The organism is Streptomyces sp. NPDC111516, from assembly GCF_055635345.1.
This window is the reverse complement of record NZ_JBVKBV010000046.1, coordinates 1-19,595: the sequence shown is the minus strand read 5'-3', so window position 1 is coordinate 19,595 and position 19,595 is coordinate 1. Positions and strand designations below refer to the sequence as shown.

The following is a 19,595-nucleotide window of genomic DNA, read 5'->3' as shown; positions in this document are numbered from 1 at the left end:
CGAGAACCACTACAAGGGCTGCACCCGTATCACCAGCCGAAACGCCGAGAGTTGCGCCGCCAGTCGAACCCCTAACCGAACGGCATTGCCCCTAGCCCTCCGCCCCGATTCCAGCCTCTCCGGCGTTTGAGGAGCGGGGTCCGGGGCAGAGCCCCGATTTCGGGAAGGGGCGGGCAGCGGACAGCCCGCGCAGCGGCCCACCCACCCACGCCAAGCCCCCCGACCGGGCCCTACCCCAGGCCCAAGCCCAAGCTCCCGCCCCGCGGCAAAAACAAACCGGGGCCGAGCACCCCCAAAAGGTGCCCGACCCCGGCCAGCTCTGCTCTCAACAACGCCGGCGCCAACGCCCAGAACGCCGACGCCGGCAACGCCGCCGCTACTTCTTACGGCGCCGCCCACCCCCACCGTTCTTCTGCGCCTTGCGCCGCTCCGCCCGAGTCAGTCCGTCCGACTCCGACGCACCGCCACCGTCACTGCTGGAGAAGTCGCCCTCGACGACCCCGCCCTCCCCGTCCACCGTGGGAGCGGAGAAGTGCAGCCGGTCCGGACGCTGCGGAGCGTCGAGCCCCTTGGCCCGGATCTCCGGACGCGCCGCCGGCACGAGGTCCTCCTTGGCGAGCGAGGTGCGCTCGGCCTCGTCCTGCACGGGAACCTCCTCGACCTGCTGCTCGACCTGAACCTCCAGGTTGAACAGGTAGCCGACGGACTCCTCCTTGATGCCCTCCATCATGGCGTTGAACATGTCGAAGCCCTCCCGCTGGTACTCGACCAGCGGGTCCTTCTGCGCCATGGCACGGAGGCCGATGCCCTCCTGGAGGTAGTCCATCTCGTAGAGGTGCTCACGCCACTTGCGGTCCAGGACGGACAGCACCACACGCCGCTCCAGCTCACGCATGATGTCCGAGCCGAGCTGCTTCTCGCGCTCGTCGTACTGCTCGTGGATGTCGTCCTTGATGGACTCACCGATGAACTCTGCGGTGATCCCGGCCCGGTCGCCGGCCGCGTCCTCCAGCTCCTCGACGGTGACCTTCACCGGGTAGAGCTGCTTGAACGCACCCCACAGCCGGTCCAGGTCCCACTCCTCGGCGAAGCCCTCGGCGGTCTCCTGACGGATGTAGTCGTCGATCGTGTCGTCCATGAAGTGGCGGACCTGGTCCTGCAGATCCTCGCCCTCCAGGACCCGGCGGCGCTCGCCGTAGATGACCTCGCGCTGCCGGTTGAGCACCTCGTCGTACTTCAGGACGTTCTTACGCGTCTCGAAGTTCTGCTGCTCGACCTGCGACTGGGCCGACGCGATCGCCCGCGTCACCATCTTGTTCTCGATCGGCACGTCGTCCGGCACGTTGGCCATCGACATGACGCGCTCGACCATCTGCGCCTTGAACAGGCGCATCAGGTCGTCGCCGAGCGACAGATAGAAGCGGGACTCGCCCGGGTCGCCCTGACGGCCGGAACGACCGCGCAGCTGGTTGTCGATACGCCGCGACTCGTGCCGCTCGGTGCCCAGGACGTAGAGCCCGCCGAGTTCCTTCACCTCTTCGAACTCCGCCTTCACGGCCTGTTCGGCCTTCTCCAGCGCGGCGGGCAGCGCTGCCGCCCACTCCTCGACGTGCTCGACGGGGTCGAGGCCACGCTGACGCAGCTCCGCCTCGGCGAGATCGTCGGGGTTGCCGCCGAGCTTGATGTCGGTGCCTCGTCCGGCCATGTTCGTCGCGACCGTGACCGCGCCCTTGCGGCCGGCCTGGGCAACGATCGTCGCCTCACGGTCGTGCTGCTTGGCGTTGAGGACCTCGTGCTGCACTCCGCGCTTGGACAGCTGCTGCGAGAGATACTCGGACTTCTCGACCGAGGTGGTGCCGACCAGGATCGGCTGGCCCTTCTCGTGCTTCTCGGCGATGTCGTCGACGACCGCCGCGAACTTCGCGACCTCGGTGCGGTAGATCAGGTCCGACTGGTCGGCACGGACCATCGGCCGGTTGGTGGGGATCGGCACCACACCGAGCTTGTAGATCTGGTGGAACTCGGCGGCCTCGGTCATCGCCGTACCGGTCATGCCGGAGAGCTTGCCGTAGAGGCGGAAGAAGTTCTGCAGGGTGATCGTGGCGAGCGTCTGGTTCTCGTCCTTGATGTCCACCCCTTCCTTCGCCTCGATCGCCTGGTGCATGCCCTCGTTGTAGCGGCGGCCGGCCAGGATACGGCCGGTGTGCTCGTCGACGATCATGACTTCGCCGTCGATGACGACGTAGTCCTTGTCCTTCTTGAAGAGTTCCTTGGCCTTGATGGCGTTGTTGAGGTACCCGACGAGGGGCGTGTTCACCGACTCGTACAGGTTCTCGATGCCGAGCCAGTCCTCCACCTTCGAGACACCGGGCTCGTGGATGGCGACGGTCCGCTTCTTCTCGTCGACCTCGTAGTCGCCGGTCTCCTCGATGCCCTTGAGCGGGTTGCCCGCCTCGCCCTTGGTCAGGCGCGTGACCAGCTTGGCGAAGTCGCCGTACCACTTGGTGGCCTGGTCGGCCGGGCCGGAGATGATCAGCGGCGTACGGGCCTCGTCGACGAGGATCGAGTCGACCTCGTCGACCACGGCGAAGTTGTGGCCGCGCTGGACGAGCTCGTCCGCGGACCACGCCATGTTGTCGCGGAGGTAGTCGAAGCCGAACTCGTTGTTCGTGCCGTACGTGATGTCGCAGGCGTACTGCTCACGGCGCTGGGCCGGCGTCATGTTGGCGATGATGCAGCCGACGGTCAGGCCGAGGAACTTGTGAACCCGACCCATCATCTCGGAGTCGCGCTCGGCCAGATAGTCATTGACCGTGATCAGGTGCACGCCCTTGCCGGAGAGCGCGTTGAGATACGCCGGCAGGGTACCGACCAGGGTCTTGCCCTCGCCGGTCTTCATCTCGGCCACATAGCCGAGGTGCAGGGCTGCGCCGCCCATCATCTGGACGTCGTAGTGGCGCTGTCCGAGGACCCGCTTGGCGGCCTCACGGACGGTCGCGAATGCTTCGGGGAGCAGGTCGTCCAGGCTCTCGCCGTCCGCGTACCGTTCCTTGTACTCGTCGGTGAGCGCCCGCAGCTCGGCGTCGGAGAGGTTGACGAAGTCCTCTTCGATGGAGCTGACCTGGTCCGCGATGCGGTGCAGTTTGCGCAGGATCTTGCCTTCGCCTGCACGCATGAGCTTGTTGAAGACGGACACTGAGGCTGGTCTCCTTGCCGGTCGGGCCTGGCACTGGGTCGTGTTAAGGACTCTGGCGCGGGCACGGCAGGTGGGCCCCACCGCAACGGCCATCGTAAGCGAGGACCACGCCGCGCCGGGAGGGCTGCCGCCGCGTTTGCCCCACGGGTCCCTTCCCAGTCAACGGCCGGGGAGCGCCGAAGGTGCCGGGAAGTCCGAAAAGTGTTCGCTTCACGGCCTGCGCGTCACCAGAATCCGTACATGGAACCGACCACCCTCACCACCGAGCGTCTGCTGCTGCGCCCCTTCGCCGGCAGTGACACGGACGAGATCCACGCCGCCTGTCAGGACCCGGACATCCAGCGCTGGACGGTCGTGCCCTCCCCGTACAGCCACGCCGACGCCGAGTTCTTCGCAGAAAAGCTGTCCCCCGGCGGCTGGCACGAGGACTCCGCGTACAGCTTCGCGGTGGTTCTGCGCGAGAGCGGAGCGCTCGTGGGCGCGGTCGGCATCACTCGCCGCAATCTGCCGGGCACGTACGAGGTGGGGTTCTGGACCGCCAGGGAGCACCGGGGCCGCGGTTACACGTCGGAGGCGGTCCTGGCCGCCGCCCGATGGGCCTTCACCTCGCTCGACGGTGACCGGCTGGAGTGGCGGGCCGAGGTCGGCAACATCCCTTCGCGTGCCGTGGCGCTGCGTGTCGGCTTCCGGATGGAGGGCGAGCAGCGGTCGGCGCTGCTCAACAAGGGTGTACGGCGCGACGCCTGGATCGGCGCGCTGCTCCCGTCCGATCTCGGCCTGCCGGGCACGGATACCTATCTGCCCGCAGCGAACGGTCTGCCGGCAGCCACCTGACCCACCACCCCCGCCGCTCGCCGGTGAACTCTCCGAACCACCCGGCCCGTGGACTCCCGACCGGATGTCAGTGCCGCCCTCTAGGGTGCGGGGCATGACGTCTGCGCCGCCTCCCACCGCCGAACTCTCCGCCGATCAGGCGCGCAGGATAGCCCTGCGCGCCCAGGGATTCCTGGGCGCTCCGGACCGCCGGGCCGGCGTTCCGGGTGTGCTGCGGCATCTCGGTGCCGTGCAGCTCGACACGATCTCGGTGCTCGCGCGTTCGCACGAACTGATTCCGTACGCACGCCTGGGCGCGATTGGCCGGCGCACGGTCGAGGAGGCGTACTGGTCGGGCGGCCGCACCTTCGAATACTGGTCGCACGCGGCCTGCATCCTGCCGGTCGAGGAGTGGCCGCACTTCGCGTTCCGCCGCCGCGCCTACCGCTCGCGCCCCCACTGGCACCACGACCTGCCGGACGGCGCCTACGAGACGGTGATCAAGCAGCTGCGCACCGAGGGCCCGCTGACGGCGACGGAGCTGGGCGGCGCGAAGAACGGCGGGGAGTGGTGGGACTGGTCGGAGTCGAAGGTCGCCGTCGAGCGCGCCCTGATGTACGGCGAGGTGGTGTGCACCGAGCGGCGCAGCTGGAAGCGGGTGTACGACCTCGCCGAGCGGGCCGTGCCCGATGCCGTGCTGCACGACGATCTGGACGACGCGGAGTGTCTGCGCCGGCTGGTCGCGCTGGCGGGCCAGTCCCTGGGCGTCGGCACCCGCGCGGACATCGCGGACTACCACCGGCTCAAGGGCGAGCAGTTCGACGCCGTCGTGGCGGACTCCGGCCTCGTGCCGGTGACGGTGCAGGGCTGGTCGAAGCCGGCCTGGGCGGACCCGGCGGCGCTGGCCTCGGAGCCGCGCGGGCGGCACCGTACAACCCTGTTGTCGCCGTTCGACTCGCTGGTCTGGGAGCGGGCACGCACCGAGCGGATCTTCGGTTTCGCCCACCGCTTGGAGGCCTACGTCCCCAAGCCCAAGCGGATACACGGATACTTCGCGATGCCGCTGCTGGCGGGCGGAAGGCTGCGGGGCCGTGTCGACCCGGCGCGCGAGGGCAGCACGCTGGTCGCCCGGCAGGTGTCCTTGGAGAGCAGGAGGGCCGTGGCGCCGATGGCCGAGGCCCTGGTGGAGGCCGCGTCCTGGGTCGGCTGTACGGATGTCCGACTGGAGCGGGTCGACGCACCGGAACTGCGCGGGCCGCTCGCTCAGGAAATCGCCCGCGCTCTGACGTGAGCGCGCATTCCCGTCTCTCTGCCCGACGCCGCGCTGTTCGATCTGTTCAGCCGGTTCGGTCCGTCCGCGGACCGGTCACCTGATCTCCAGGATCTTCTCCCGCATGGCATAGACCACGGCTTCCATCCTGGAGTGCAGCTGCAACTTCTCCAGAATGTTGCGGACGTGGTTCTTCACGGTGTTCTCGGAAATGAACAGTTCTTTCGCGATATCGCGATTGTTCATGCCCGTTGCGACAAGTTTCAGGACTTCGAGTTCCCGATCGGTGAGCCGCGGCGCGGGCACCAGCCTGCGCTCGTCGGTCCGCTGGATCATCGATTTGAACTCGGTGAGCAGTTTGGACGCCATGGAGGGGCTGATCTGGGACTGCCCGTCGGCGACCGCGCGGATCGCCGTGGCCACCTCGTCCGTGGAGATCTCCTTGAGGAGATAGCCGGTGGCGCCCGCCTTGATCGCATCGTAGAGGTCGGCCTCCTCGTCGCTGATCGTCAGCATGATGATCTTCGCACTGGGGGCCACCTCCTTGATGGAGGTGCACGCTTCGATGCCGCCACGCCTGGGCATCCGGACATCCATCAACACGATGTCGGGCAGTAGATCGGCGGCCTTGTCGACCGCCTCCGCCCCGTCACCCGCCTCGCCGATGACCTGGATGTCCTCCTCCTGGGCGAGGACGATCTCCAGCCCTCTGCGGAAGAGCGCGTGGTCATCCACCACGAGGACCCGGATCGGCTCCTTGCCGGAACCACTGTCCGCGTCCGCACCGGCGGTGTCATCGGCATCATTCGCATCGCGCACGGGCCCGAAGGTGTCCGCCATCGTTCCTCCCCCTGAAGGCCATGGCCTGAAGTTCACAACTGTCCGCCAACGGCAGTTCGAAGAACACCGGTTGGCTTGGGACGACATGATTTCACGCCTGGACGTCGGAGCGGTGATCCTGTGCCCGCACACGGGTGCCCCTGGGGGCGCACAGGCGCTCCAGGGGCACCACGGAAGGTGGCATCAGCCGCCGAGCGCACCGCCCGCGCCGCCCGCCTCATCGGCGGCCAGCGGATCGGTCCTCAGGTGGATGACACCGTAGTCATAGGCATGCCGTCGGTAGACGACGCTGGGTTCCTTCGTCTCGGAGTCGACGAACAGATAGAAGTCGTGCCCGACCAGCTCCATCTCGTAGAGCGCCTGATCGAGCGACATCGGTGCGGCGACATGCGTCTTCTCGCGCATCACCAGCGGGCCCTCGCCCCGCACCTCCAGCGAGCCGAACCTGGTGGTGGGCACGGACTCGGACGTCTCGTTGCCGACCAGTTCACCCTCGCCGTTGAACGACGCCGCACCCGGCACCGTCTCGGCGACTTCGGCAGCGGGAATCCGGCCGTTGCCACGGCGGCTGTAGCGCTTGTCGTGCTGCTTGCGCAGCCGCGCCTCCAACTTGCCGGTGGCCAGGTCCAGCGCTGCATACGGGTCGCCGGCGGCCGCTTCCGCCCGGATGACCGGCCCACGCGAGCGGAGCGTGATCTCCACCCGGTCGGAACGGTCGGCCTGACGGGGGTTCGGCTCCTTGGACACCTCGACGTCGAGGCTGATCACCTTGCCGTCGAACTTCTGGATCTTGTCCAGCTTCAGCTTCTCGGCCACGTGCTTGCGGAACCGCTCAGGCACCTCGGTCTTGCGGCCCTTGACGACGATGTCCACGCAGAACTCCGTTCCCGGATCGCCCCGCTCAGCGGCGGAGCATCTCCCTTTTGCACCAGGCTCCGGTCTAGCCGGAGCCGCGGACTCGGTGGCTTACACCTCCTCCTCCCCCATCGGCGGGGTTTCCACCCCACCGAATTCTCTGCTTCTGGCTACCGGTGAGTCACCTGCCCGAAACCTGGCGGTGCATTCATCGAGGTCCGGCATTCACCATTCCTCACAACCGAACATAGCCTGCCTGGCCGGATGTCGGCACCCGCTACTCGCACGTACCTCCGTTCAGGTCTTTTTACCCGCTCACTACCTGCAACGATGCAGGTTCACCGGCAGTTCCGGTTTATTTTGGAGGCGGACGGAGATGCTGCGACAACGGCTGCCTGGCCACTGCCGTGTACGGCACCGTCGCGCCCACACGCTGCCCCGATCGCCCGAGCCGCTTCGGCCAGCGAGGAGCCGGTCGTCAGAAGGTCGTCCACCAGCACCACCCGTCCGGCCGCAAGCAGCCGTTCACCTCCGGCCACCACCTCCAGCGCCCCCGCAAGATTCGCCTGCCGCTGCCGGGCTCCGAGCTCCGCCTGATCGGCCACCGGTCGCCGCTGCCGAAGCACACCGGCCACCTCGGCCCCGATGCCGCCGCGCCGCAGCTCACGGGCGGCGGCCAACGCGATCCGCCGCATCGGATCATGCCCCCGTGCCGCCACCGCCCGCCGCGCCGACGGCACGGGCACGAGCAGCTGCGGGCCGACGAAGCCCTCCTGCCCCGTCCCGGCCCGTACTGCCCCCGCCAGCGCCTTACCGAGTGCCCCGGCCAGCCCCAGTGCACCGCGCTCCTTATGGGCCAGGAGTACCGCACGTACCGCGTTCTCGTACGCGGCGGCCGCATGCACCACCGGCAGGCCCACCGGCTCCGGCACGGGCCTCACCCTGCGCGGCACCGCGCCGTACAACTCCGCACGGCATTCCTCGCACAACTCGATACGAGGCCTGCCGCAGCCACCGCAGGACACCGGCAAAACCAGCCCGGAGATTTCCCGCCACCACCCCCGCATGACTCCACTGTGCACTCCCCGAAGGGCCCCGGCCACCCCTGTGGACAACCGGGGCGATCTCGTGAGATCACGGCCCGCCGGAGAAACTCAGCCCGGGTAGACCAGCGACCAGCCTTGCTTGACCACCGTCTGCCAGTTGTCACCCGGCGACAGTTTCACGATCCCGTCGCTCGACGTGGCCGCCATCAGCGGCAGCTGCTCGTCGTCCGCCGCCGCGACCGACGACACCTGGTTCACGCCGGGCAGGACACCCGAAGCCGGTGTCGACCCGTCCGCCTGCACATAGCGCACCTGCTGCACGCCACCCTGCTCCTTGCCGACCACCACGAGACGGCTCCGGCCCGACCACGACATCGCGGTCACATCCGTCAGTTGCGGTGCGGCCTGCCGCAGTTCCACCACCGAGACCTGCTGTTCGGCCTCCGGCCCTCGCCTTTCGATCCGGCCGATCTTCAGTGTGGTGTGGTGGTCCTTGGTCACCAGAAGCGCGATCCGTACCCCGTCCGCGGACATCCGCAGCGCCTCGATCCGATCGTCTTCCAGGCTCGGCACAGTGACCTCCTGCGCCTTGCCGGTGCCACCGGCCAGCCGCAGGAGTCTGGGGTTGCCGGGATCCCGGTCGGCCACCCAGAGGTCACCCCGGCCGTCCCAGCTCGGTACCGACAGGCGGTTCTTCGGGCTCTTTCCCCTGCTGGTCACCGAGGCTGCGGGAAGCTCGCCGTCCGAAACGATGGAGGACACGTAGAGAGCGGTCTTGTCGTGCGAGACCGCCGCCGCCGACTGCTCGTCCCTGGCCACACCGACCGCGCTCATCCGCTCCGTTCCGCTGCCGAGCGGACCGGCCACCGCCTCCGGGGTGCCACTGCCCTTGGTGCTGCCGGGAATTCGCTCCACATGCCCCCTGGCATCGACGAAGTACTGGCTGTCCGGCCCACTCGACGAACCGTCAGGGGCGAACTCCTCCGCCTGGTCCGCCCCGATGACACACAGCGGGGAGCCGTCGGAGCGCTGGAGCTGGACCTGCTCGACCCGTGCGGACGTCAGGTCCCGCAGGGTGTAGACGACCTGTGCCGCCATCATGCGGCAGGACCGCTGTCCGACGCCGTCCGCCTTCTTGTTGAGCGGCACCTTCAGTACGTTGCGGTCGTCGGGGGACAGCGAGGTGACGCCCTTCTTCAGCGCCGTACCCGGGGGGAAGCGGGAGGCAACCACCGGCCGCAGCCAACTGGTCGGCCCCGCCAGGAGACTGCGGACCGCCTGCGTCACGGTGTCCATCCCGGTGACGGGGTCCGTCCGGCTACGGAGATAGACGGGGTCGGCGACCAGCGTCGACTGCGCAGCCGTCCGCCCTGCGGCGAAATAGAACTTGTCGACGGAGCGATAGAGCCGCTTGAAGTCCGACTGTCCGAGAAGAAGCCCGTCCGGCACCATGTCGATGCGCCACTCCTTGCCCTCCGGCCCGCTCTCCTTCACCAGGCGCAGGGTCTGGTTGTAGTCCGTGGGCGCGAGCGGCTGATAGGCGCTCTGGGCATCGACCGTTGCCACCTTCTCGCCGGTCAGGGTGTAGGTGATCTCCGTGATGGCGCGGTCGCTGTCGCGGAACGGGCGGTCGTTACGGTTCGGCGCCTTGGTGAGCACCGTCGTGAACGCGCTCGGCTTCCAGGTACTGGCTGCCTTCCTCGTCAGGTACTTACGAGTTGTCCTGAAGTCCGAGTCATCACTGGTCATGGACTCCAGGAAGCCGTCGACCACCTCGTTGGGGGTGGCGTTGTCGCGCGGTGCCACGGCGTACACCTGCACCTGGGAATCGCCGGGCTGCGAGGCGTCGACAGCCTTGACATCCCCGGTGACGGGCATCGAGCCGCACGCGGACAGGAGCACGACACCGCTTCCGAGCAGCGCAAACAGCCCCAGCACTCGCCCATGGCCGTCCCGGCGACGGTCAGTGCCCACGATTCGATTCCCCCCGCTCCGGTTCCTTCACCGCAAAGTCGAATTCGCTACCCGGCCGGTCCTCGGCGGGGCGCGCGACCACTCGTGCTCCGCTCCCCGGCAGGGCCGCCGGATGCACCGAGGCCGGTGCGGTACGGGGGGCCACGGGCGCGCGCGAGGGTACCGGCAGCGCGGCCCGATCGTTGTCGCCGGGCTGGTTCGGCACCGCCGTCAGCCGGTGCCCAATCCCGGTCGCGGTGGAAGCGGCAGCGGCGCGCTCCCGGTTCTCCCGGTTGCGCCGGGAGTCCTCGGGCTCCAGCGGTATGGGCGATCCGCGCAGCGGTTCGTCCGCCGTGCGCGGCAGAGTCAGCCGGAACTGCGAACCGCCGCCGGGCTCGCCCCATGCCTGCAGCCAGCCGCCGTGCAGCCGGGCGTCCTCCACGGCGATGGACAGTCCGAGCCCGGTGCCGCCGGTCGTTCGCGCGCGGGCCGGGTCAGCCCTCCAGAAGCGGTTGAACACCCGCGTCGCCTCGCCGGGCTTGAGCCCCACACCGTAGTCCCGGACGGCCACGGCGACCGCACCTCCGGCCACCCCCATCCGCACCACCACGTCCCGGCCCTCGCCGTGCTCGACGGCGTTGACCACCAGATTGCGCAGGACCCGCTCGATCCGCCGCGCGTCGGCCTCCGCGATCACCGGCTGCTCGTCGCCTACCACCCGGATCCGGGTGCCCTTGCGCTCGGCCAGCGGCTCCGCCCCGCCGATCACTCGTCGGACGACCTGCCGCAGATCTATCGGCTCCGCCTCCAGCGCCGCGGCGCCCGCGTCGAACCGGCTGATCTCCAGCAGATCGGAGAGCAGCGACTCGAACCGGTCGAGCTGATCCCCGAGCAGCTCCGCGGAGCGTGCCGTCACGGGATCGAAGTCGCTGCGGGCCTCATGGATGACATCGGCGGCCATCCGTACGGTCGTCAGTGGTGTCCGCAGCTCGTGGGAGACATCGGAGACGAAGCGCCGCTGCATCCGGGACAGTTCCTCCAGCTGCTGGATCTTGAGCTGCAGGTTCTGCGCCATCTTGTTGAAGGCCTCACCGAGCCGGGCGATGTCGTCCTCGCCGGTGACCTTCATCCGTTCCTGGAGCCGACCCGCGGAGAGCCGCTCAACGATGCCCGCCGCCATCCGTACGGGCGTGACGACCTGTCGCACCACGAACCAGGCAATGGCCCCGAGCAGCACGACCACGAACATTCCCGCGGTCGCCAGCGTGCCCTTGACCAGCGTCAATGACTTCTCCTCCTGCGTCAGCGGGAAGAGGTAGTAGAGCTGGTACGGATTGTGATCGATGTCGTAGAGCCGCTTGCCCACGACAAGTCCGGGCTGCGACTCCTGGCCGTTCGCATACTGGATCAGGGAGTACGTCTGGAAGGCTCCCGGGCCGTTGTTCACGGAGTCCCGCAAGCTCTGCGGGATGCTCACCGCCTCCACACTGCCCGAGCCGCGCGGCGCACGGGTGCCCTCGTCCGCGCTGAGCGCCACCACGTTGAAGGCGTTCTTGCCCCCGCTGGCGAGCTGGTCGACGAGTTCGGTCCGCCAGGAGTTGTTGCCCGTGCTGCCGTCCACCGCGTCGCTGCCCTGCCCACCGGGGGTGAGCGGGGCGTTCGCCTTCTCCTGGGCCGCCGCGAAACCGCCGGCGGCCTGGGTCTGGGCAGCTTTGCTCTTGGCGTCGAGCAGGCCATTGCGCACCTGCCCGATCACGACCAGCCCGAGGAGCAGCACCACACCGAGCGACATGAGCAGCGTGCCCGCGACGACGCGGAGCTGGAGGTTGCGTCGCCAGAGCCGCACGGCGGGCAGCAGCGGGCGCCGCACCCAGCGCATCAGAAGTCGCGGCACAGGGCCGCCGAGCGCCCGGTCGCGAAACAACCGGCCACCCTTCAGAAGGCGCCCGACCTGGGACGCGCTGTGTCCTGGAGCAGCAGCCCGCCCCGCACGGGCTCCCGGCTCCCCGGGCTGCGGAGCAGCGCTGCTCGGGGGCATCTCAGCTCGGTCCGGCCTTGTAACCGACCCCGCGGACGGTCACCACGATCTCAGGCCGCTCCGGGTCCTTCTCGACCTTGGAACGCAGTCGCTGAACGTGCACGTTCACCAGCCGGGTGTCGGCGGCGTGACGGTATCCCCACACCTGCTCCAGCAGTACCTCACGGGTGAAGACCTGCCACGGTTTACGGGCGAGCGCGACCAGCAGGTCGAACTCCAGCGGGGTCAGGGCGATCGACTGCCCTTCCCGCTTCACCGAGTGACCGGCCACATCGATGACCAGGTCCCCGATGGCCAGCTGCTCCGGTGCCGGTTCCTCGGACCTCCGCAGACGTGCCCTGATCCGGGCAACCAACTCCTTAGGTTTGAACGGCTTGACGATGTAGTCGTCGGCCCCGGACTCCAGGCCCACCACCACGTCAACCGTGTCGCTCTTGGCAGTCAGCATGACGATCGGCACACCCGACTCGGCCCTGATCAACCTGCAGACCTCGATGCCGTCCCTTCCGGGCAGCATCAGATCCAGCAGGACCAGGTCCGGCTTGGCCTCACGAAATGCGGCAAGTGCCTTGTCGCCGTCCGCTACGAACGACGGCTCGAAACCTTCACCACGCAGCACAATCCCGAGCATCTCGGCCAGTGCGGTGTCGTCGTCGACGACAAGGACGCGTCCCTTCATAATCGACATCATCCCATTAGCTAATCGTTACCTGCGATGATCTGGCACACAGCTCTGCCAGTCCGACCCCCGTGACCGGGGAAACTACGCCCTCCTCCGTGACGATCGCCGTAACCAGTTCCGGCGGTGTGATGTCGAAAGCGGGGTTGTACGCGGGGGTTCCGACCGGTGCCACGAGCATCCCGCCGGCATCCCCGCCTGCCACCCCCGCCTGCAACGATGTGAGCTCCGTCACTTCACTCGCGGATCGCTGCTCCACGGTGATCGCTGCCCCGTCCGCGGTGTCCAGATCCACGGTCGTGGTCGGCGCCACCACGATGAACGGTACGTGGTGGTACTTCGCGAGCACCGCCAGCGGATAGCTCCCCACCTTGTTCGCCACCGATCCGTCCGCGGCAATGCGGTCCGCCCCGATGAGTACGGCGTCCACCTCCCCCGCGGCGAACAGCGAACCTGCAGCATTGTCCGTGAGCAGGCTGTACGGCATGCCATTGCGGGCCGCCTCGTATGCGGTCAGCCGGGTTCCCTGCAGCAGTGGACGTGTCTCGTCCACCCACAGCCGGCGCAGCCTCCCCTCCCGGTGCGCCCCGAGCGCCACGGCGAACGCAGTGCCCTCACCACCCGAAACGAGCGCCCCCGTATTGCAGTGCGTGAGCAGTTGATGCCCGCCGCCGGAGAGCAGTTCATCCAGAAGAGCAAGCCCGTAGCGCGCCATGCGCCCACTGGCCTCGGCGTCCTCCCGGTGCAGCGCCCTGGCCTCGGACAGCGCCGCCTCGGCGGCCTGCCCCGGATCGGCCTCCTTCCCGATGACCGCCCCGTACACCCCGGCAGCCCGCCGCACCCCGTATCCGAGATTCACCGCGGTGGGCCGCGCCCGCTCCAGCAGTTCCGCGGCCTCGGCCACGTCGTCTCCCCGCGCGGCTGCGAGAGCCACTCCGTAAGCCCCTGCGATACCCAGCAGCGGCGCCCCGCGCACTGCCAGCGTCCGGATCGCCCGCACCAGCGCGGGCACATCGGTGCACACGAGTTCGGCCTCCTCGGCAGGCAGCCGTGTCTGGTCGAGGAGCACCAGCGCGGGACCTGCCGGAAGCTCGTCCCAGCGAAGTACGGGAAGCGCGGGAGGCCCAATACCCACCGGCGATTGCGCGTCCTGATCAGCCATCCGCACAGTCTGCCCGGTAAACCGCTCATAAATGAAGGTACTAAGGAGATGGAGCGCCAGGCCCGCGCGGGAGCAACGCGTGGCACGATGGCTGCCAACCTGCCGCCCCGATGAGCGGACAGGACCATGAAGGAGCGAGAATGAACGACACTCCGGGCTGGGCCTCGCCCGGATCTGCCCCCTCCGAAGGCCAGAAGGCGGGCGTCCCCCGGCCTTCCGAGCCCGTCGACGGCAGCGGCAGCGGCCTGGCAGGGAACTGGTCGCCCACGCAGCCGCCCGCAGGGCAGTGGTCCCCACCGAGCACTCCGGGAGCAGGTCCCGGCGGACATCCCCCCGCTCCGGGCTGGGGCGGGGGGCCTCAGGGCACCGGCTGGGGCGGCGGGCCGCACGGCTCCGGCTGGGGCCGGCCGCCCGCTGCAGCCAAGCCCGGTGTCATCCCGCTCCGACCACTCGGCGTCGGCGAGATCCTCGACGGCGCTGTCTCCACGATGCGCGCCCACTGGCGCACGGTGCTCGGCATCACGCTGACCGTCTCCGTGATCGCCCAGGTCGCGATCATCCTCGTGCAGCACTACCTGCTGCCGGAACCAGCAGCGATCAACCCAAATGCCACCGGTTCGGAGGCGCTCAGGCAAAGTGCCGACTCGGCTCAGTCGGCACTGATCAACAGCGTCCCGTCGCTGTTCATCACCATGATCGCCACGCTGATCACGACATCCGTACTGACCGTGGTGATCAGCCGCTCGGTGCTCGGCCGCCCGGTTACGCTCTCGGACGCATGGGCCGAGGCCCGGCCCCGGCTTGCCCAGATGCTGGGTCTGACACTGCTGCTGGTCCTGATCAGCTCCGCCATCCTGACTGTCGGTCTGCTGCCGGGCATGCTGATCGGCTCCGCCGCAGGCGCCGCACTGGTCGTCGTCGGCTTCCTGGCCACCTCCGTCGTCGTCATCTGGCTGATGGTCCGCTTCTGTCTCGCCTCGCCGGCACTGATGCTGGAGCGGCAATCGATCACTACCTCCATGCGTCGCTCCGCGAAGCTGGTCAGCGGCGCATGGTGGAGAACCTTCGGCATCCTGGCTCTGACCTCGCTGCTGACTCTCATCGTGTCCGTGGTCATCGCGATTCCGTTCAGCATCATCGCGATGTCTGTGGACGGTGGCGGTATCAGCTCCCTCATCACCGACGGCTCCATGGACTTCGGCTGGCCGTTCCTGATCGTCTCCGGCATCGGCCAAGTGATCACCACCACGATCACCTACCCGCTCTCCGCCGGCGTGATGGCCCTGCTCTACATCGATCAGCGCATCCGCCGGGAGGCACTCGACCTCGATCTCGCCCGGGCAGCGGGCCTGCCGGGTTACGACACCAGGAGCTGATGCCGTGTCGGGGGCGGGGAGCACAACAGCAGCGCAGCTACTGATACGAGCGAGCGGCGACATCCCCGTGGACACTCCACGTGTCCCGGCCCGGGAGGCCGCGAAGCACGAGTTGTCCAAGCCGATGTACCACGAGAACGATCCCAACCTCTTCCAGCGCGGTCTCGAGCGGCTCTGGGACTGGATCGGCGATCTCCTGGACACCGCCTCCGGCGCCGCACCGGGCGGACCAGCCGGGCTTGTCGTGCTTGTGCTTGTCGTCATCAGTCTGGTCGCGGCGCTCTGGTGGCGGCTGGGCACCCCGCACCGCACCGTGCGTTCCGCTGACGCCCTCTTCGACGACAGCCCGCGCAGCGCGGCCGAACACCGGGCGGCCGCCGAGGCCCATGCGGCCGCCCACCGCTGGAACGAAGCGTTCCAGGAGCGCATGCGCGCCATCGTCCGCTCTCTGGAAGAGCGAGCCCTGCTCGCCCCCCGCCCTGGGCGCACCGCAGACGAGGCCGCCGCCGAAGCGGGCCGTCCGCTGCCCGCACACGCCACGCGACTCCACGCCGCCGCCAGAGAATTCGACGATGTCACATACGGCGGCCGCACCACGGACCAGCAGGCGTACCTCGCCGTGCGAACTCTGGACCTCGATCTCCAGACCGCCAAACCCTTCCTGACGACCGCGGCCCGGGGAGCAGTCGAATGACCGAGGTCACCGCCACCCCCACCCCCTCGGCATCCCTCACCCCGTACCAGATCTGGACCCGAACCCGAGGTCTGCTGTACGCCCTCCTGGTGCTCGCCGCAGCCGGAATCGCTCTGGCAACCGTGCCCTCCGGTGACCACCACGGCCGACTCGACCCCCGCTCCGCCGACCGCTACGGCAGCCGGGCCGTCGCCGAACTCCTCAAGGAGCGTGGCGTCTCCGTGCATGTGGTCACCACGCTCGACAAGGCCACAGCCCAGGCCGGCCCCGAGACCACGCTGCTCGTCACCTCCCCCGATCTGCTGACACCGCACCAGCAGAACAAACTCCACGCCAAGACCGGCTCGGCCGGTCGCACCGTCCTTCTCGCAGCAGGCCCTGATTCCGTGGGCACCCTGGTCCCCGGTGTCCGCGCAGAGTCCGCCGGACCGGTGGCCGCCCGCGCCCCCCAATGCTCCCTGTCCGCCGCCCGCAACGCCGGTACCGCCGAAACGGGAGGCTTCCACTACTCCTCGAACGGCCCCGGCTTCGTCGCCTGCTTCCCGAGCGATGGCCTCCCCACCTTGCTCCTGATCGAACATGGGACGAGTGACACCGTTCTTCTCGGTTCCCCCGACCTCCTCTACAACGACCGACTCGGCAACCAGGGCAATGCCTCCCTGGCCCTCCAACTCCTCGGCTCCCGCCCACATCTGGTCTGGTACCTCCCCTCGCTCGCTGACACTTCCGCTGCCGCCGAGAACGGCGGAGACGGCGACGCCCACAACGACCGCAGCTTCGCCGACCTGATTCCCCGAGGCTGGCTGTGGGGCACCCTGCAACTCGCACTTGCCGCTGTACTCGCCGCCATCTGGCGCGCCCGTCGTCTGGGCCCCCTGGTGACCGAACGGCTGCCCGTGGTCATCCGCGCCTCCGAATCCGCTGAAGGGCGAGCCCGCCTCTACCGCAGAGCAAACGCCCGCGACCGGGCCGCCGACGCACTGCGTTCCGCCACCCGCACCCGTATCGCCCCGCTCATCGGCGTCTCCCCACGCGATACCCACTCCCCTATGGCGCTCATCCCGGCCATCTCCGTCCGCCTCGACACCACCGGTACCGATCTCCCATCCCTGCTCTTCGGACCCGCCCCGTCCGACGATGCCGCTCTTGTACTTCTGGCAGATCAACTCGACACCCTCGAAAGAGAGGTACGCACGTCATGAGCGCCCCGCCCCCAGTACCCGCCGGGACCACCGAGACCCTCGGGAACGGCGACACAGCCCGCGCATCCCTGGAAGCGCTGCGCTCCGAGATCGCCAAGGCCGTGGTCGGCCAGGACCCGGCAGTCACGGGACTCGTCGTCGCCCTGCTCTGCCGAGGTCACGTCCTCCTCGAGGGCGTCCCCGGCGTGGCCAAGACCCTCTTGGTCCGGGCACTCGCCGCCTCACTCGAACTCGACACCAAGCGCGTCCAGTTCACCCCCGACCTGATGCCGAGCGATGTAACCGGCTCGCTGGTCTACGACGCCCGCACAGCAGCGTTCTCCTTCCAGCCAGGCCCCGTATTCACCAACCTGCTGCTCGCCGACGAGATCAACCGCACCCCTCCCAAGACGCAGTCCTCCCTCCTGGAAGCGATGGAAGAGCGCCAGGTCACTGTCGACGGAACCCCTCGGCTCCTGCCCGACCCCTTCCTCGTAGCCGCTACGCAGAATCCGGTCGAGTACGAGGGCACCTACCCGCTCCCCGAGGCCCAGCTGGACCGCTTTCTCCTCAAGCTGACCGTGCCCTTGCCGTCCCGCGACGAGGAGATCAACGTCCTCACCCGTCATTCCGACGGCTTCAATCCGCGCGACCTCAGGTCAGCGGGCATACGCCCCGTTGCCGGCCAGGCTGATCTGGAAGCAGCCCGCAACGCAGTTGCACGGACCAAGGTCTCCCCTGAGATCGCCGGCTATGTCGTCGATATCTGTCGCGCCACGCGTGAGTCCCCCTCGCTCTCCCTCGGTGTCTCTCCCCGAGGCGCTACCGCTCTGCTGTCGACCGCTCGTGCCTGGGCCTGGCTCACGGGCCGCGACTACGTCATTCCAGATGACGTGAAAGCCCTGGCTCTCCCCACGCTTCGCCATCGCATCCAACTACGGCCCGAGGCGGAGATGGAGGGTGTCACCCCCGACTCCGTCATCACGGCGATCCTCGCCCACGTCCCCGTACCCCGATGAGGCAGTGACCGTGGCCCTTACCGGACGTACCGCCTTGCTGGCCGCCCTGGGGTCACTCCCTGTAGGCATCCTTGCCCCAAGCTGGACAGGCATACTCGCGGTCAACGCACCGCTCTCTCTAGCAATTCTGTGCGACTATGCCCTGGCCGCACCAGTGCGAACGCTTCAGTTCACCCGATCCGGTGACACAACCGTTCGCCTCGGGCAGTCCGCCGAAGTGCAACTCACGGTGACCAATCCTTCCCGTCGACGCCTACGGGCACACCTCCGCGACGCCTGGCCGCCCAGCAGCTGGCTCACCGGCACGGAGCAGGCCTCAGCCCGTCACACGCTGACGATCCCCGCGGGGGAGCGCCGTCGGCTCACCACCAGGCTGCGACCGACGCGGCGCGGAGACCGCCGAGCCGAACGGGTTACCGTCCGCTCGTTCGGACCTTTGGGGCTCGCAGCCCGCCAAGGGAATCACCAAGTCCCATGGACGGTACGTGTCCTGCCACCGTTCACCAGCCGCAAGCATCTGCCGTCCCGTCTCGCCAGGCTCCGGGAGCTCGACGGCCGCAGCAGCGTTCTCACCCGCGGGAAAGGCACTGAGTTCGACAGCCTGCGTGAGTACGTTCCCGGCGACGACACGCGTTCCATCGACTGGCGGGCCACAGCACGTCAGTCCGCCGTCGCGGTGCGAACATGGCGACCTGAGCGGGACCGCCACATCCTCATCGTCCTGGACACCGGCCGTACTTCGGCGGGCCGTGTCGGTGACGTGCCCCGTCTGGATGCCGCTCTGGACGCGGCCCTGCTCCTTACTGCGCTGGCCTCTCGTGCGGGCGACCGGGTGGATCTGCTCGCCTACGACCGTCGAATCCGAGCCCAGGTCCAAAGCAGGTCTGCGGGAGACGTCCTATCGGCCATGGTGAATGCGCTGGCGTCGGTCGAACCAGCACTCGTAGAAACGGATGCTCGAGGTCTCAGCGCTGCCGTGCTTGCCTCCGCACCTCGTCGCTCCCTGATCGTGCTCCTCACCGGTCTGGACGCGGCCCCCGTAGAAGAGGGCCTACTGCCTGTTCTCCGCCAACTGACTCAGCGCCACACGGTGCTGGTGGCGTCGGTGACCGATCCGCACATCGAACAGATGGTGGGAGCCAGGGGCACCGTGGACGCAGTCTACGAGTCGGCAGCCGGCGCACAGGCCCGAGCGAGGCGACTCCGCACTGCAGAGCAGCTCCAGCGCCGCGGAGCTGTCGTCGTCGATGCCACCCCGGACAACCTCGCCCCGGCTCTAGCCGACGCCTACCTGGCTCTGAAGAATATGGGTCGCCTCTGACCCACTCCCACCCATCAAAAAACCCGTCGGGGAAGGGGCAATTCCCCGACGGGTTCTGAACGCAGAAAAGCCCCGTGCCACAAGGGCACGGGGCTTTCCCGTAAAAGGAGTTCGGCGGCGTCCTACTCTCCCACAGGGTCCCCCCTGCAGTA

15 protein-coding genes are annotated in these 19,595 nt (G+C 68.5%); 7 read left to right on the top strand and 8 right to left on the bottom strand.

Going from position 1 to position 19,595, the window contains the following annotated elements; genetic code table 11:
- Positions 1–376 precede the first annotated feature (376 nt).
- On the bottom strand, positions 377–3,196 hold the full coding sequence (gene secA / locus ACZ7L9_RS37005; protein WP_471421914.1) for a preprotein translocase subunit SecA: 2,820 nt from the start codon (positions 3,194–3,196) through the stop codon (positions 377–379).
- A 240-nt stretch (positions 3,197–3,436) separates the two neighbouring features.
- Between secA and ACZ7L9_RS37000 the strand changes: the two genes are divergently transcribed.
- Both ACZ7L9_RS37000 and ACZ7L9_RS36995 read left to right on the top strand, forming a co-directional pair.
- Positions 3,437–4,030 carry a GNAT family N-acetyltransferase gene (locus ACZ7L9_RS37000; RefSeq protein WP_471421913.1) on the top strand — a complete coding sequence of 198 codons (594 nt, stop codon included), beginning with the start codon at positions 3,437–3,439 and terminating at the stop codon, positions 4,028–4,030.
- A 94-nt stretch (positions 4,031–4,124) separates the two neighbouring features.
- A complete protein-coding gene (locus ACZ7L9_RS36995; protein ID WP_471421912.1) occupies positions 4,125–5,300 on the top strand; it encodes a winged helix-turn-helix domain-containing protein in 1,176 nt (391 codons plus the stop codon).
- A gap of 75 nt (positions 5,301–5,375) precedes the next feature.
- Here the strand turns inward: ACZ7L9_RS36995 and ACZ7L9_RS36990 are convergent, their stop codons facing one another.
- The 7 genes from ACZ7L9_RS36990 to mtnA form a co-directional block, all read right to left on the bottom strand.
- Positions 5,376–6,119, bottom strand: a complete 744-nt coding sequence (locus ACZ7L9_RS36990; RefSeq protein ID WP_471421911.1) for a response regulator — start codon at positions 6,117–6,119, stop codon at positions 5,376–5,378.
- A gap of 183 nt (positions 6,120–6,302) precedes the next feature.
- Complete coding sequence (hpf, locus tag ACZ7L9_RS36985) at positions 6,303–6,992, bottom strand: ribosome hibernation-promoting factor, HPF/YfiA family (protein WP_383759906.1); 690 nt, start codon at positions 6,990–6,992, stop codon at positions 6,303–6,305.
- Between the two features lie 320 nt (positions 6,993–7,312).
- The gene (locus ACZ7L9_RS36980) at positions 7,313–8,041 is read right to left on the bottom strand and encodes a ComF family protein (protein WP_471421910.1); all 729 of its coding nucleotides are present in this window, start codon (positions 8,039–8,041) and stop codon (positions 7,313–7,315) included.
- A gap of 87 nt (positions 8,042–8,128) precedes the next feature.
- Positions 8,129–9,994: an LpqB family beta-propeller domain-containing protein gene (locus ACZ7L9_RS36975; protein ID WP_471421909.1), complete on the bottom strand. Its 1,866-nt coding sequence runs from the start codon at positions 9,992–9,994 to the stop codon at positions 8,129–8,131.
- Positions 9,984–12,011 carry an MtrAB system histidine kinase MtrB gene (gene mtrB, locus ACZ7L9_RS36970; RefSeq protein ID WP_471421908.1) on the bottom strand — a complete coding sequence of 676 codons (2,028 nt, stop codon included), beginning with the start codon at positions 12,009–12,011 and terminating at the stop codon, positions 9,984–9,986. Before mtrB ends, ACZ7L9_RS36975 begins: the two co-directional genes overlap by 11 nt.
- 1 nt (position 12,012) lies before the next feature.
- Positions 12,013–12,702 (bottom strand): two-component system response regulator MtrA, encoded by a 690-nt coding sequence (gene mtrA / locus ACZ7L9_RS36965; RefSeq protein ID WP_187438793.1) that lies wholly within the window; start codon positions 12,700–12,702, stop codon positions 12,013–12,015.
- Between the two features lie 4 nt (positions 12,703–12,706).
- Entirely contained in the window at positions 12,707–13,852 is a 1,146-nt protein-coding gene (gene mtnA, locus ACZ7L9_RS36960; RefSeq protein WP_471421907.1) for an S-methyl-5-thioribose-1-phosphate isomerase, read from the bottom strand.
- Between the two features lie 140 nt (positions 13,853–13,992).
- Between mtnA and ACZ7L9_RS36955 the strand changes: the two genes are divergently transcribed.
- The 5 genes from ACZ7L9_RS36955 to ACZ7L9_RS36935 are packed head-to-tail and all read left to right on the top strand — an operon-like array spanning position 13,993 to position 19,443.
- A complete protein-coding gene (locus ACZ7L9_RS36955) occupies positions 13,993–15,228 on the top strand; it encodes a hypothetical protein (RefSeq protein WP_471421906.1) in 1,236 nt (411 codons plus the stop codon).
- A gap of 4 nt (positions 15,229–15,232) precedes the next feature.
- Positions 15,233–15,922: a DUF4129 domain-containing protein gene (locus ACZ7L9_RS36950; protein ID WP_471421905.1), complete on the top strand. Its 690-nt coding sequence runs from the start codon at positions 15,233–15,235 to the stop codon at positions 15,920–15,922.
- The gene (locus tag ACZ7L9_RS36945; protein ID WP_471421904.1) at positions 15,919–17,124 is read left to right on the top strand and encodes a DUF4350 domain-containing protein; all 1,206 of its coding nucleotides are present in this window, start codon (positions 15,919–15,921) and stop codon (positions 17,122–17,124) included. Before ACZ7L9_RS36950 ends, ACZ7L9_RS36945 begins: the two co-directional genes overlap by 4 nt.
- The gene (locus ACZ7L9_RS36940) at positions 17,121–18,122 is read left to right on the top strand and encodes an AAA family ATPase (protein ID WP_471421903.1); all 1,002 of its coding nucleotides are present in this window, start codon (positions 17,121–17,123) and stop codon (positions 18,120–18,122) included. Before ACZ7L9_RS36945 ends, ACZ7L9_RS36940 begins: the two co-directional genes overlap by 4 nt.
- 10 nt (positions 18,123–18,132) lie before the next feature.
- Positions 18,133–19,443 carry a DUF58 domain-containing protein gene (locus ACZ7L9_RS36935; RefSeq protein WP_471421915.1) on the top strand — a complete coding sequence of 437 codons (1,311 nt, stop codon included), beginning with the start codon at positions 18,133–18,135 and terminating at the stop codon, positions 19,441–19,443.
- The last annotated feature ends 152 nt before the right edge of the window (positions 19,444–19,595 follow it).

Excerpts from the sequence above, each read along its gene's own strand:
- mtrA (WP_187438793.1), bottom strand. The coding sequence starts at position 12,702 with ATGATGTCGATTATGAAGGGACGCGTCCTTGTCGTCGACGACGACACC.
- ACZ7L9_RS36995 (WP_471421912.1), top strand. The coding sequence starts at position 4,125 with ATGACGTCTGCGCCGCCTCCCACCGCCGAACTCTCCGCCGATCAGGCG.
- ACZ7L9_RS36940 (WP_471421903.1), top strand. The coding sequence starts at position 17,121 with ATGAGCGCCCCGCCCCCAGTACCCGCCGGGACCACCGAGACCCTCGGG.
- ACZ7L9_RS36955 (WP_471421906.1), top strand. The coding sequence starts at position 13,993 with ATGAACGACACTCCGGGCTGGGCCTCGCCCGGATCTGCCCCCTCCGAA.
- mtrB (WP_471421908.1), bottom strand. The coding sequence starts at position 12,011 with ATGCCCCCGAGCAGCGCTGCTCCGCAGCCCGGGGAGCCGGGAGCCCGT.
- ACZ7L9_RS36945 (WP_471421904.1), top strand. The coding sequence starts at position 15,919 with ATGACCGAGGTCACCGCCACCCCCACCCCCTCGGCATCCCTCACCCCG.
- ACZ7L9_RS36990 (WP_471421911.1), bottom strand. The coding sequence starts at position 6,119 with ATGGCGGACACCTTCGGGCCCGTGCGCGATGCGAATGATGCCGATGAC.
- ACZ7L9_RS36980 (WP_471421910.1), bottom strand. The coding sequence starts at position 8,041 with ATGCGGGGGTGGTGGCGGGAAATCTCCGGGCTGGTTTTGCCGGTGTCC.
- mtnA (WP_471421907.1), bottom strand. The coding sequence starts at position 13,852 with ATGGCTGATCAGGACGCGCAATCGCCGGTGGGTATTGGGCCTCCCGCG.
- ACZ7L9_RS37000 (WP_471421913.1), top strand. The coding sequence starts at position 3,437 with ATGGAACCGACCACCCTCACCACCGAGCGTCTGCTGCTGCGCCCCTTC.